The sequence below is a fragment of the Paenibacillus silvae genome (assembly GCF_014639235.1).
In the GTDB taxonomy this organism is placed as follows: domain Bacteria; phylum Bacillota; class Bacilli; order Paenibacillales; family Paenibacillaceae; genus Paenibacillus; species Paenibacillus silvae.
In genome coordinates, this window is sequence record NZ_BMFU01000001.1 from 316,173 (window position 1) to 329,763 (window position 13,591).

General features: G+C 45.2%; 15 protein-coding genes and 1 other annotated feature. Of the genes, 1 reads left to right on the forward strand and 14 read right to left on the reverse strand.

The window, feature by feature from the left end; all coding sequences use genetic code 11:
- Positions 1–11: 11 nt before the first annotated feature.
- The 14 genes from der to IEW26_RS01500 all read right to left on the reverse strand — a co-directional run bounded on the left by der (position 12) and on the right by IEW26_RS01500 (position 11,012).
- Complete coding sequence (gene der / locus IEW26_RS01435) at positions 12–1,334, reverse strand: ribosome biogenesis GTPase Der (RefSeq protein WP_111271430.1); 1,323 nt, start codon at positions 1,332–1,334, stop codon at positions 12–14.
- 183 nt (positions 1,335–1,517) lie between these two features.
- Positions 1,518–2,732, reverse strand: a complete 1,215-nt coding sequence (rpsA, locus tag IEW26_RS01440; RefSeq protein ID WP_111271431.1) for a 30S ribosomal protein S1 — start codon at positions 2,730–2,732, stop codon at positions 1,518–1,520.
- Between the two features lie 135 nt (positions 2,733–2,867).
- The gene (locus IEW26_RS01445; RefSeq protein ID WP_111271432.1) at positions 2,868–3,455 is read right to left on the reverse strand and encodes a lysophospholipid acyltransferase family protein; all 588 of its coding nucleotides are present in this window, start codon (positions 3,453–3,455) and stop codon (positions 2,868–2,870) included.
- Positions 3,452–4,156, reverse strand: a complete 705-nt coding sequence (cmk, locus tag IEW26_RS01450; RefSeq protein WP_373288390.1) for a (d)CMP kinase — start codon at positions 4,154–4,156, stop codon at positions 3,452–3,454. The genes IEW26_RS01445 and cmk overlap by 4 nt, the downstream gene beginning before the upstream one ends.
- 104 nt (positions 4,157–4,260) lie before the next feature.
- Positions 4,261–4,485 carry a hypothetical protein gene (locus IEW26_RS01455; RefSeq protein ID WP_188591067.1) on the reverse strand — a complete coding sequence of 75 codons (225 nt, stop codon included), beginning with the start codon at positions 4,483–4,485 and terminating at the stop codon, positions 4,261–4,263.
- Between the two features lie 109 nt (positions 4,486–4,594).
- A complete protein-coding gene (locus IEW26_RS01460; protein WP_188591636.1) occupies positions 4,595–5,248 on the reverse strand; it encodes a flagellar brake protein in 654 nt (217 codons plus the stop codon).
- Positions 5,249–5,401: 153 nt separating this feature from the next.
- Positions 5,402–6,748 carry a germination protein YpeB gene (gene ypeB / locus IEW26_RS01465; RefSeq protein WP_145403867.1) on the reverse strand — a complete coding sequence of 449 codons (1,347 nt, stop codon included), beginning with the start codon at positions 6,746–6,748 and terminating at the stop codon, positions 5,402–5,404.
- Positions 6,749–6,883: 135 nt separating this feature from the next.
- A complete protein-coding gene (locus IEW26_RS01470; protein WP_167434050.1) occupies positions 6,884–7,057 on the reverse strand; it encodes a hypothetical protein in 174 nt (57 codons plus the stop codon).
- Between the two features lie 105 nt (positions 7,058–7,162).
- A complete protein-coding gene (prsW, locus tag IEW26_RS01475) occupies positions 7,163–7,861 on the reverse strand; it encodes a glutamic-type intramembrane protease PrsW (protein ID WP_188591068.1) in 699 nt (232 codons plus the stop codon).
- 43 nt (positions 7,862–7,904) lie between these two features.
- Positions 7,905–8,519 carry a genetic competence negative regulator gene (locus tag IEW26_RS01480; RefSeq protein ID WP_145403869.1) on the reverse strand — a complete coding sequence of 205 codons (615 nt, stop codon included), beginning with the start codon at positions 8,517–8,519 and terminating at the stop codon, positions 7,905–7,907.
- A 188-nt stretch (positions 8,520–8,707) separates the two neighbouring features.
- Entirely contained in the window at positions 8,708–9,058 is a 351-nt protein-coding gene (locus IEW26_RS01485; RefSeq protein ID WP_111271439.1) for a hypothetical protein, read from the reverse strand.
- Positions 9,059–9,154: 96 nt separating this feature from the next.
- Complete coding sequence (locus tag IEW26_RS01490; RefSeq protein WP_229729603.1) at positions 9,155–10,024, reverse strand: metallophosphoesterase; 870 nt, start codon at positions 10,022–10,024, stop codon at positions 9,155–9,157.
- A complete protein-coding gene (locus tag IEW26_RS01495) occupies positions 9,970–10,422 on the reverse strand; it encodes a hypothetical protein (RefSeq protein ID WP_111271441.1) in 453 nt (150 codons plus the stop codon). The genes IEW26_RS01490 and IEW26_RS01495 overlap by 55 nt, the downstream gene beginning before the upstream one ends.
- On the reverse strand, positions 10,419–11,012 hold the full coding sequence (locus IEW26_RS01500; RefSeq protein WP_111271442.1) for a type II CAAX endopeptidase family protein: 594 nt from the start codon (positions 11,010–11,012) through the stop codon (positions 10,419–10,421). The genes IEW26_RS01495 and IEW26_RS01500 overlap by 4 nt, the downstream gene beginning before the upstream one ends.
- 477 nt (positions 11,013–11,489) lie before the next feature.
- Positions 11,490–11,722, forward strand: a binding site (T-box leader).
- Positions 11,723–11,925: 203 nt separating this feature from the next.
- Here IEW26_RS01500 and serA point away from each other — a divergent pair.
- Positions 11,926–13,521: a phosphoglycerate dehydrogenase gene (gene serA / locus IEW26_RS01505; RefSeq protein WP_145403872.1), complete on the forward strand. Its 1,596-nt coding sequence runs from the start codon at positions 11,926–11,928 to the stop codon at positions 13,519–13,521.
- Positions 13,522–13,591: the final 70 nt, after the last annotated feature.

The window sequence follows — 13,591 nt, forward strand, 5'->3', positions numbered from 1 at the left end:
AAACTTCTCCCCTAACCTTCGTCGGACTTCCTCCGAGTAAATATACGAATTGGTGTACCTTCGAAATCAAACGCTGCTCGGATTTTGTTCTCCAGATAACGCTCGTACGAGAAGTGCATCAATTCAGGGTCGTTCACAAAAATAACCATAGTTGGCGGTTTAACCGCAACCTGAGTCACATAGTTAATTCTCATTCTCCGCCCTTTATCCGTTGGCGGCGGATTAATGGCAACCGCATCAGACACCACATCGTTCAGCAGGTGAGTCTGAACGCGCAAGGAATGCTGTTCTGCTACACGCTGTACCACAGGCAGCAATTTTTGTAAGCGTTGTTTTGTGAGAGCGGACAAAAAGACAACCGGAGCGTACGTCATAAACAGGAAGTGGTCCCGAATTTTTGTCTCGAATTCTTTCATCGTTTTGTCCGTTTTATCTACGATATCCCATTTGTTCACCACGAACAACGACGCTTTGCCCGCTTCAAACGCATAACCTGCAATATGCTTGTCCTGCTCAATGATGCCTTCTTCGCCATTAATGACGATGAGCACGACATCAGCACGTTCAATGGCACGCATTGCACGCATCACGCTGTATTTCTCCGTGGTTTCATATACTTTACCGCGCTTACGCATACCCGCTGTATCAATCAGCACATAGCGCTGCCCGTCTTTTTCAAAAGGAGTGTCAATCGCATCACGGGTTGTTCCGGCTACGTCGCTGACAATTACACGTTCCTCTCCCAGAATCGCGTTCACCAGTGAAGATTTACCGACATTAGGTCGTCCGATCAGAGCTACACGAATAACATCATCATCGTATGTCTCTTCCTCTAGTTCAGGTAATTTCTCCACAATGGCATCAAGCAAATCACCAATACCTGTACCGTGACTACCGGATACACCAATCGGATCGCCAAAACCGAAGCCATAGAACTCATAAATCAGCTCACTGCGTCCAATATTATCCACTTTATTCACGGCTACAACGATCGGTTTGCCTGAGCGATAAAGCATCTCTGCAACTTCCTCATCAGACTGCGTAATGCCTGCTTTGGCATCACACATAAATACAATCACATCCGCCTCTTCGATCGCTAGTTCCGCTTGCATACGGATGGATTTCATAATGACGTCTTCACCGTCAATTTCGATACCGCCTGTATCAATAATGCTGAATGCTTTACCGTTCCATTCACCGATTCCGTAGATCCGGTCGCGGGTAATGCCCGGTTTGTCTTCCACAATGGCCAGTCTGTCGCCGATAATTCGATTGAAAATGGTGGATTTACCCACGTTCGGTCGGCCGACAATTGCCACAACTGGTCTTGCCATACATTCCACTCCTCCTGTCCATACTTACGTTTCTCATCATAGCAAAAAAGCTATGTCTTGGCTAACGTTTCGTGGCAAAAATCTCGCAATAACAACAATCGGCGAACCCGCTGGGGCTCGCCGATCTTGCTTTTATTGTCAGCAAAATATGCAGTATATAACTAAGAACCATGCATGTATAACTTATTTGAATTTGCTGAGTTTGTCGCCAAACAGTTCGCCGAGCGTAGTGCTCATACCTTGATTGTTCAAGGACACGTTAGGGTTGTTGATTTCTTCACGCGGCGCGTTGTTTCTTGCTGGTCTTTCTGCTTTTTGCGGTTGAGCAGGAGCTTCTTCTGTTTCCTTGATGCTCAGGCTTACACGCTGTTCAGCAGGGTTCATGTCCAGAATTTTAACTTGAACCTCTTGACCTTCTTTCAGCACTTCATGCGGAGTGCCAATGTGTTTGTGGGAGATTTGCGAGATGTGCACAAGTCCCTCAACACCAGGAGCGATTTCAACGAATGCTCCGAAGTCAACCAGACGTTTAACAACACCTGTTACGATGTCGCTTGTGTTGAATTTGTCGCCAGCTGTTTCCCAAGGTCCTGGTTGTACAGCTTTCATGCTCAGGCTGATTTTTCCTTTTTCAGGGTCAACTTTCAGCACTTTAACGTTAACTTTGTCGCCTTCAGACAATACGTCAGATGGTTTGTCAACGTGAGTCCAAGCCAGCTCGGATACGTGAACCAAACCGTCAACTCCGCCTACATCAACGAATGCACCAAATTGAGTCAAACGTTGAACAGTACCTTCGATCACTTGGCCTTCTTGCAAACCAGCCATAACTTGCGCTTTGTTTGCTTCGAATTCTTGATCCAGAACGTCTTTTTGGGAAAGGATCACTTTGTTGTTCTCACGATCGATCTCTTTCACTTTAACACGCAATGTGCGTCCTTTGTAGTCGCTGAAATCTTCAACGAAATGACGCTCAACCATAGAAGCCGGAATAAATCCACGAACGCCAACATCTGCAACCAGGCCGCCTTTAACAACGTCGCCTACAACAACTTCGAAGACATCTTGATCTTCAAAGTGCTTTTGCAGTTGCTCCCAAGCGTTCTCACTGTCAATTGCACGTTTGGACAGAACGAGTTTTTCTTTCTCGTCGTCGATGCTAAGAACTTTAGCTTCAACTTCTTGTCCAACCTCTACTGCATCAGACGCGCTGCCAACGTGAAGCGAAGACAGTTCGCGAATTGGAATAACACCGTCATATTTATATCCAATGCTTACATAAGCTTGGTTATCTTCCAATTTGACGATGGTTCCTTTTACAGTATCTCCTTTTTTCAAGGAAACGAATTGATCCAACTCATCTTGGGTTGCTTCTTGATTTTTCATTTCTTCCGACATGTCAAATACCCTCCTCAATTCAAAAACCCCATTATATTCAAACCTGCCTTGGCAGAGTTCAAAACACTTTCATGCGAATGCATTTGTTATAGCTTCCCACAAAAATATGGAAACATGCATTCATTACAGACAACCTTATTTGCTCGGCACGCCTGTTTTCACCATTTCATTAATTTTGGACATAATCTTCTCGGTAGCTCGCTCCAGAGCATCTCCAGATGGATCCTCCTTGAACTCGTCCAGATTAACCGGTGCACCATATACTACTTTCATCTTACGAAATAACTTGTAGTTACCGATAATAGCAGTAGGGATGACCGTAGCACCGCTGCGGAGAGCAAAGCTCGCTGCTCCTTTTTTGCCAATTCCTCCATCATTGTGACGGCTTCCCGCAGGGAAAATACCGAGCACTTCACCACCTCGCAGAATGTTGAGTGACGTTTTGATGGATTCCTTGCTGACGCCTCCTCGTTTCACGGGGAAAGCTCCTACAGCCTTGATGATTGGCCCCAGCACCGGAACATCAAACAATTCGCTTTTAGCCATAAATCTCACTTGACGGCGAATTTTGATGCCAACGGTTGGCGGATCAAAGTTACTGATATGATTGGAGCATAAAAGTACGCCGCCGTCTTTCGGGATGTTCTCCCGTCCAACTGCCTCCAGGCGAAAAAGAATGGTGTACAAGATCCGCAGTACTGTTTTGCAAAACGTGTAGATCATAGACCGCCCTCTCCTCTGACCATTGTGCAATAAGATACGATTTTGTCAACCACTTCATGGATGTTCATCTCAGTTGTATCCAGAACAATCGCGTCCTCTGCACAACGCAGCGGGGAAACCTCCCTGTTCTCATCCAGCTTGTCACGGGTGGCAATGTCTCGTTCCAACTGCTCCAACGTCAGACCATCGGATGGCTCCAGTTCTTTAAAGCGGCGAAGCGCACGCTCCTCCACACTGGCTGTCATGAAAATTTTCACTTCCGCATCGGGCAGTACTGTTGTTCCGATATCGCGTCCATCCATTACGACGCCCTTGCGCAAAGCCATTTGCCGCTGAATATCCACTAACTGCGTACGCAGCCCCTCGATTTGCGCATATCGAGACACGATTCCCGTTACTTCACGGGAGCGGATTTCCGAGGTTACATCCTCCCCATTACAGAACACTTTCTGTCCACCCCGATCCGGCTGTAAATCAATAACCAAATCCTGAGCTTCCTGAAGTACCTGAGTCATATCATCCGGAGAAATATGTTTCCGAACCATATGCAAGGATACTGCACGGTACATTGCGCCTGTATCGACATAAATGTAACCGAGTGCTTCTGCAACCAATCGGGCTACCGTGCTTTTTCCGGCACCAGCAGGTCCGTCAATTGCAACGTTCATTTTCCCGTTTTCTGATGTGTTCTGGCTTGTCAACGGGGCATTCCTCCTCAAACGATAAACCTCAATAAAAAAACAGGCATTGCCTGTCATCGTGAAAATTATACCACACTCTACACATGGATGCAAAAACAGACAAATCAGCCAACCCGATCTGCTTTTGTGCTTTGCCAATGAATCGGAGTGCCTTCAAGTCGATCAATCGATGTCATTATTTTCTTCAAACCTGGTACAAGCAGCAGGAGCTGGCTCAGCAGAGCAAGAAGCAAAAGGAATGCAACGAGACGCAGCACCTTTCTCTCCATTCGTTTGGAAAACAGAATATAGAGCCGTTCGAACCTCCGGGCAGCAAAACGTTTGTTCATTGGAAGCCATCTCCTTTTTTTGTGGATGTCATCTCCATTTTTGCCTTACGTTGCCCAGGAGGACCTTGCTTTATGCTCGTTAACCATCATGAAAAATTATTTTTTATTTTTATTTCATGCGATAGTCCAGTTGTCGTTCAAAACAAAATTTAATCACTTTCTGACGTTCGGAATCCATAATTTGCGAAAATTTCAGCATAGCCAGATCACGGCCTGATTCCAGGTTTTTGATACGAACCACCTCAGCCTCGAACTGAACATGGTCAATTCCACCATTACGATAAGGCACCAGCAGCCAGCATTTCAGCTTCTGTCCTTCCTGAATTTTGAATTCTGGCTCACAGTATACGGATAAACCTCCACCGCCGATATCTTCAGTCAGCATTACTGCACGGGTAAGATCTTCGCTCTGAACCGCCAGTTCAAGGCTGGCATGCACACGCAGAAAGCTGCGACGCTGAATTTTCGAGATTTCTTCAAGCAGCGGTTTTCGGATGCGGACAAGTCGAATGACATCCTCCTCAAACCCGGTAACATACGTATTGAAATAATGGCGGACACCGCTCTCATTTATGTAAGATATGGACAGTTCTTCTCCGAAAAAAAGTTTCTTCAACCGGCTGTTGCCTTGCTGCATCGGGACTTCAATCAAAAAACTGTTGTCATCCGTGTCTGCGATACGTGATTTGTATTCTTTATGTTCTTCTTTTTCATCAGCCGATGCGATCTGAATGTATAACACTTCGTTTATTTTAGGAAACAATCGGTTCACCGCCACTTATGTATTTATCTTCTTATTGCAAGCATTATTATATCACGACCGATCTTACATGGAACAAGAAAAAAACAGGCCAGCTGGCTGACCTGTTTTCAAAACCCCTTATGGTGCTTTAGTAAATTGCGTTCACCTGATGCTTTAGGAAGTTGCGTTCACCGGTTTAATTTCCTCCACAGCTTCTTCCATTCCGGTATTTGCATTAATGTAAATCCGGTAACGCGAACCGTTAATTCGTCCACCAAACTCATGACAAAGCACTTCTTTGCCGTATTCATTCTCAATTAACGATTTACGCACATAATTTTCTTTGAAATCGGGATTCAGCTTTTGGCGTGCCTGCTCCGCTGTAAGACTTGCTTTTGGAATCTGGCGTTTAGCGTTATGCTCATACACATAATCACTTGCCTCGAAGCCCGTTACTTCACCTGTATCCAGACCTACACGAACGGACATTTTCTCAGGGTAAATGAGTGTATCGCCTTGTTTCCGCACATACGTAAGGTTTCCGAGATTACCAAATTCATCGTAATTGACAGCCTGCATATTTTTATACCCTTTATTCACCAGAAATTGATCTGCCTGCTTCATTGCCTCTTGTCTGGAAACCTTTTTAGCCCCTACCGGCCGGGTGTCACTATATGAGATAAGCATCCCACCGTTTCGGGTGAAATCCATCATCAATTTCCCGTTTCTCGCATGCTCAGCAGTCGCTGTATACGATTCCCAGTCAGTTCCCTTCCCGTTCTCTTGGATCTGGATTTTGCCTGTTTCCATATCCGCAAATTTGGCTGCTTTCGCCTGAATTTGTTCTTTAGATACAGGAAGCCCGCTCAGCTTTTTCACAGATCGTTTGGCAAAAACATTGGCTACGGACGGACCCCAATCAAGCTCAGGGTATTCCTGCACCTTTTTGTTCATTGTGCGGAAGCCATCCACGATTGAATTATCGCTTGTCTGCTCCTGCGTGGCCATAGCCGTTTCAGCATCCATCCAGCGCAGCCGGTCTGACAGCACTTTTTGCTGTACTTGCTTCAGGTTTTTTGTAATTTCCGATGAGTTTTGATACAACGTCTTCAGATTGCCTACTTCCTTTTCACTAAGAGGTTCTTTCGTTAAGTCACGCATGGAAGCATGATACGCAAATTTCGAAATGCGAGAGAGAAACTCTTCCGTTTCGTTAAAAGGCAGCATTGTCAGCGGCAGCTGATTAATCTCATTTTGTGCTTCACTGGTGAGCCTCCAGACATTCATAAGCCCTTTACGATGCATGCCTTGTGAAGTTGCATGCACCGCAAGTGTATTACCAATCTCCGAATGCAATTTGTCCATATGAAACGAGAGATCATGAAATGCACGCTGGTACTGGTTCTCCGCCTTAATCAGTATCGCATTTTTTTCCTGATTCTCCTGATACCCCCACACAAGTGCGCCGATGAGGAGAACTGCAAATATCGGAAACATTACTGAACTTAGTCGTTTGTACACGGTAGATTCTCCTTTCTTCTAAACCACTGCCTTTATTGTGGATCGAAGAAAGAGCTCTTATGCATGCGATTTCCAGTCAGAACGAATTTTGACTTGTAAGAGCATGGCTCATGCCCCACTCGGCGCTAACCCTGTTTAGTTCAGTTGAAACCCGGTGACCATACCTTCTTCTTCAATCTCGAACTGGTCCTTGTTATCGCAAAGACACTGCTTGAACCCTGTTTCAATCCGATTTCGTTCCTTCTTGCCTCTCAGCGTAAACCGCTCACCACATTGCTTGCATCTGATTTTGATTTTAATTCTGCTCATCTGACATCCCCGTTTCATTTCGTCGTTCCCCAAGTGGTAAATACAAAAAAACACACCGGGGTCTAAGCGTTTTCACGCTTTATGTCCACCAGTGTGTCCGTATTTTTATAATTTAACCTCTTCCTCGCGCTTCACGAAACGAAACGGCGAACGATTGTTGGCCCGTGTAATCTTGCCTACTGCCCCGTACCACAGACCGGCCATAAGAGGAGCGATAAACCACAACCAATGATTCACCATCGTATTCATAATGACGTCGTACAAGGCATGCCAGAAGAACGGCAGAACCAGCGACAGTATAATATACCATCGTTTCTTCTTCTCATCATCAATAAATTTGGCCTTACCCATGTAGTATCCCATAATCACTGCAAACATCGCGTGCCCAGATACCGGGAGAAGCGCCCTGAGAAACATGGCCGATACGGATGCATTGCCCGCAATTGCATACAGTACATTTTCGACCGTGGCGAATCCCAGTGATACAGCAACAGAATATAATATTCCGTCATAAGGCTCGTCAAATTCAGTGTGATTATAAATAATATGATAGATCACAAACCATTTGACAAACTCCTCAACCCCGCCCGAGATCAGAATAGATTCGAGATAGGGATTATCCCCGAGCCACAACATCATGCCCCGCTGAATAATCATCACAGGCAACACAATCAGTATACCCATCAGAAAACCCCTGAGAATCATGTGTAATGGCTCGTAATCATACCGGTCTTTAAGATAGAAGTATGTTAACAAGGCGAGACCCGGAGCAACTGCTGCAGCTAAGACCGAAAACAAAAGCACCGAAATTCCCTCCTCTGACTTGTAACGCAATTAGAACCGGTGTTTAATCCTGACGTTTGAAGTGTGTGCAGATCAACTCAACTGCTTGTTCAGACATAACCACTTTCCCATACTCTTCCATTACTGCAGGAGTAACGGAGGAACCTTCACCAAACTCTGCAAGCAGGGCGATCAATGCGGCATGTTTGGAAGTGTCTACGTCATCCGGTTCAAAATGCAAGAACCATTTATTTTTATAAGAATACAGTTTTCCCGCATCCGTAACATGCTGACGTAACATATGGGCAGCCTCGATCAATACCTCGAAATCCTTAAATGCGTATACGATGGAATCACTTTGCTCCAGTGTAACTTCCATTTCATATACTTCTTCGGGAAGATCATCTTCATGACCTGAACCATATTGTTGCGGATCATATTTTCCACGAGTAACGATGACAACCATCCCTTGAGCGGGAAGTGCGAATACTTCAACAGCCAGCGGACCTGTAGCATCAAAGCCAAGTTCAGAATAAGCCTGGTCCATCATTTCAGTGAACAGTTCGTGTACCTTCGGTAGCTCCTGCCACATATCTTCTTTTTGTATTCCGCGCTCGCTCAGATCGTCAAAGGTCAGGAAAATCCGTATCTTATCGTGACTTAGTCGTTCTATTTTCATACAGGATCTCCCCTTTATAAGCAAGTCTTATAACAGATTATGAAGCACAAAACAATATGTGCTGAAAATAAATCTATGTAGTTATGTTATCATTTTATACCTCTAAATGCACGCAGTAAAATCAACAAAAAAAAGAATCAATCCACATCAAATCAAGACTGTGGATGATTCTTAATGGATGCTGTGGGCTATAAACCCGGTACGGTTGTATTTGTTTGACTTAAAATTTGCTCCACCTCATGTTTAACATCCGGGTTGGTACGTATAAAATCTTTCAGCATGTTCATATTTTCTTCTTTTTCTTTTGGCGAGATTACTCTGCTGCTTTTTGATGATGTCTTATGTGGTTCACCATGATGGTCCGGCTTGCTGCTAAAGCTATCCATACCCGGGAAAGTCATCTCCATCATTTTATGTTTGGCCTGGTCAACCATGTTTCGGGATGAACCTGAAGACAACATGGGCACTCTGCCTTTAGCTAACCAGGAACTGGCTGCAACGCCAACGACAATACCCCAGAAAAAGGATGACGCCTTCATTACTCCAACCTCCTTTAAGTGTTAAATCACAAGTAGTGTTTGCTGGAGTGGTCGATATCATTCCGCATAAATACAGGAAAACAAAAAGCCCGGCTTCTAATGATCCGGGCTTTTTGCAGCAGGTGAACGCAATGTGATGAGATGTACCTCGGCGGGACAACCTAGTCTTAAGGGAAGATGATTTGTGCCAAATCCCCTGCTCACCAGCATTTTGCCATTCCGACTATCTTGTTTGTGCCGCTTTAAGGAGAACCAGCCGGATGACACCTTGCGGTAAGCCCTGTTCAGAAATACGGGGCCTAACCATGGCAACACCAGTTGTCCCCCATGGGTATGACCACTTAATACGAGATCAGCATGCACTTCCAGTCTCAGAGCTTCCAGCGGATCGTGAACCAAAACAATTGTGCATTCGTCATGTCCCTGATTTCGAAGCAGCTCCTCTGACTGTTTAGAACGATAATCCAGACCGATCAGCCTTAGCTGATCCGATCCCTTTTGCAAATAAACCGCCTTATCCTGTAAAAGCTGCACGCTGGAATCATCTAAAATCCGTTTCAATTGAGCAGTGCCCGCTTTTTTGTCATGATTGCCGTACACCACAAAAGCCGGTGCTACCCTCGAAAGCAGATTCATATTGTGTCTTACAATCGACCAAGGAATTCCCTCCTCAGCGATATCGCCGCCAATCAGCACCCAGTCAGCCTTCCCCTTCCACTTCTCGAAGTCTGTGGTTGCCAGCAGGCGTTTATGTGTATCAGATACATATAAAATGGTGGCGCCGTCAAATGCTGCTGGAAGATTAATGAGCTCTACGTCATCCTGAACTAGATCGTATGCTCTGGCTTGAAGCCACATATGCAGCAGCAAAGCTGCTGCTGCTGAAATAACGATAGAAATGGTGAACAGCATTACCACGGTAGTGGCAGGAAAGTGTTTAGCGGAGGTGCTCCTTTGATGCCCCACCACACCAATCCAACGGTTAACATGATGAAAATAAAAATGAGTGAGTTAACAAATCTTTTGCTTAACCTCAAACGTCTTGAAGGATGCAATTCGGTCCGAGTGGGCAAGGACCTTGCCTCTGAAACCGAGTCCTCCTGCTGGTTAGCCGTTTTTTTGGAACGACTCGGTGCTCGCTGCGGTAAAACAGGGCTTTCCAGTGCAGATGCATAGGAGTTACGCTGTGACCGAGGTAAAGTGATTGAAGTAATGGGTGGAGTACCACCCGTTTCTGCAGCAGCAGCCGTTTCAGCGACCAGACTGGGCTGGGAAGCTGTGCGGCGCTCGATTTTCTCTTTTTTATCCGAGTGACGCTGACGTTGACTGCCATATGTTTTCATTCTGCTTAGTGGCTGACTCATGATCCCCTCCGAAAACGTATCGCCAAACCGGATACCAAGTCAATCACAAAATGACATAGAATAGGTGCCCACAACGTACCGGACTGCAAATAAATCCAGCCCAATCCGTAACTTGAGAGAAACACCCAGCCTGTAGGAATCCAGTGGCGAAGATAACGAATGTGAATAACAGCAAATAAAATACTTGTCCAGTATGGACCTATGACATGTTGTATCGCACCCCGGAACAGCAGTTCCTCGCACACAGCCACTATGGCTGCTATACATACAATATGCCAGATTGGACGCCCGCGAAACAAAAGCTCGTTAATGCCGCCGTCATCCATACTTTCCTGCGGTATAACATAGGACAGCACCAAATCCATGACAAGCATAATACCAGCCAGACCAAGACCCCACCATAAAAATTGAAGATTCTCAGGCAAAGCCAGAACCTCTAATACATTCCTCTTTTGCAGCAGAATCCATACAACACCAATAATTAAAGTCAACCCTTGAGTAAAATAAAGGTTAATCAATAATAAGCGCTCGGTTAACTGCTGAGGTTCAGCCTTCTGAATTTTGAATTTAGGAAACTTCTTGTTTTTCATTGCATGCGTCTGTCCCTTGAGTTATTTGACATCAATAATTTTTTCATTAGCTAATCCTGAATTATTTCATCGACTAATCCAAAATTATGTCCTTTAACCTATCTAAAATCACTTTTATTCGCCCATCCAAAATTATTTTCATTCGCCAAACCGATAGTATACTAAATGATAGCCAAAAAACCAATCCGGTTCAAGACCTGTCCCAAGTCCCGGATGTTCACCCTGAAACGTTACTTCATTAATGCGATAAAATTAGTTTTATTAACGCAGCGGAATTGGTTTCGCGAAACAGCAGGATTAAGCCATTTTCACTCAGATTCCAGACCTCTTTGCAGAAAGGGACAGCTCAATAAATGTCCGGCAAGCTTAACAAACATGCGTATAATTAAAACATTTAAGCCTATTGACATGCTCATGTCAGCCATGATACATTATGAAAAAATTAGTCACGTTAAACACAGTGATAAAAAAATTATGTTAAACACGATGATGGAAAAAAGACGTTGCAGTGTCTTTCAGAGAGCCGATGGTTGGTGCAAATCGGTGGCAGGCAAATGTTCTTGAGCGCTCCTGAGTTATTGCATTGAAACTGGAGTAGGTGCAATCGGTTTAGACCCGTTATCCTCTTCGGTCTTTCATTAGACCGCTAAGACTGTCGTTGCGAAACGGCAGTGAATTAGGGTGGTACCACGACAACTCTCGTCCCTTATTGCGCAAGCAGTATGTGGGTTGAGAGTTTTTTTGATTGTTTTTGATAAAAAGAGTCCTGTGGAATCACCCTGTTTGTTTACCCTGCCCCTCTGCCACAGTACCGCGTTGTTGGAGGGAAGAATCATTTGGTTTTAAGGACGTTCTCCTGACGGAGATCAATCCTTGACGAATATAGATATACAAATCCAAGGAGGAAGAAACCATGTACAAAGTGTTAGTGTCGGACCCAATCAGTGATCTGGGAATTCAGCAGCTGGTGGATGCAAGTGATGTAGTTGTCGAGAAGAAAACCGGACTTAGTGAAGATGAGCTTGTTGCCATTATTGGTGATTATGACGCACTCCTCGTTCGCAGCCAAACACGTGTTACTGAACGTATAATGACGGCTGGTACCAATCTGAAAGTCATCGGACGCGCAGGTGTTGGCGTTGATAATATTGAGCTTGAACCTGCTACACAACGCGGAATTATCGTTATTAATGCACCTGACGGAAACACCATTACCACTTGTGAGCATACCTTTGCAATGATGATGGCACTCGCCCGTCACATTCCGCAAGCCTACGCCAAGACCATTCAAGGTACATGGGATCGGAAAACCTTCCTCGGCGTGGAATTGAGAAATAAAACTCTGGGTGTACTTGGTATGGGACGGATCGGAAGCGAAGTTGCCAAACGTGCTAAAGCTTTCGGAATGGATATTCTCGCATACGACCCGTTCCTTACAGAAGAGCGTGCAGAAAAACTGCAAGTGAAGCTGGCAAGCGTGGATGATATCATTCGCAATGCAGACTTTATGACGGTTCATACACCGCTGACTCCAGAAACTCGCCATATGATTTCCCGTCCACAGTTCGAAGTGATGAAAAAAGGCATGAGAATCATCAACTGTGCCCGCGGCGGTGTTATTGACGAGATGGCCCTTGTAGAAGCTATTGATCAAGGTATTGTAGCGGGTGCGGCATTTGACGTATTTGAGAGCGAGCCGCCTGCGGCAGATCATCCGTTCCTGAATCACCCAAGCATCATTGTTACACCTCACTTGGGCGCATCGACGGTAGAGGCTCAGGAAAATGTAGCCATTGACGTCTCAGAGCAGGTGCTTCACATACTTCGTAATGAACCATTCAAAAATGCTGTAAATATGCCGCCTGTTGCACCAGCGGTTATGAACAAGCTGCAGCCTTATTTCAAACTGGGTGAAACGCTGGGCAGCTTTGCCGCTCAAATCACACAGAACGCTGTGCAAGAGATTCGCATTGATTATGCGGGTGAGCTGTCCGAGGTAGATACATCACCACTGACACGTTATATTGTGAAGGGTGTTCTGGCCAGACATTTGGGTGGAGAAGCCAACATCGTCAACTCCATGCACCTTGCCAAAATTCGTGATTTGAATATTGTGGTCAGCCAAACCTCGGCTACAAAAGGATTCACAAACCTGATTACTGTTACTCTGGTGACCAATCAGGATGCAGAAGAACGCCGTGTTGCAGGTACGCTTCTTGCGGGATATGGTGAGCGGATTGTTCGTCTGGACAAATTCCCGGTAGATATCGCACCGGAAAGCCACCAGATTCTGATCTCTCATAACGATAAACCGGGAATCATCGGACGTGTAGGTACATTGCTTGGTCAAAATGATGTAAACATCGCCTCCATGCAGGTAGGCCGTAAAATTATTGGCGGTGCTGCGATCATGATTCTGACCGTAGATAAAGAAGTGCCAAAAGATGTGCTGGTTCAGCTCACAGCTTTGCCTGAATTGAACACAGCCGTTGAGATTGTACTGGGCTAATATCGCTGCTTATACTATACAAAAGAGACGGGAACGATTGATGTTCCCGTCTCTTTTGGTACGTGAAAAT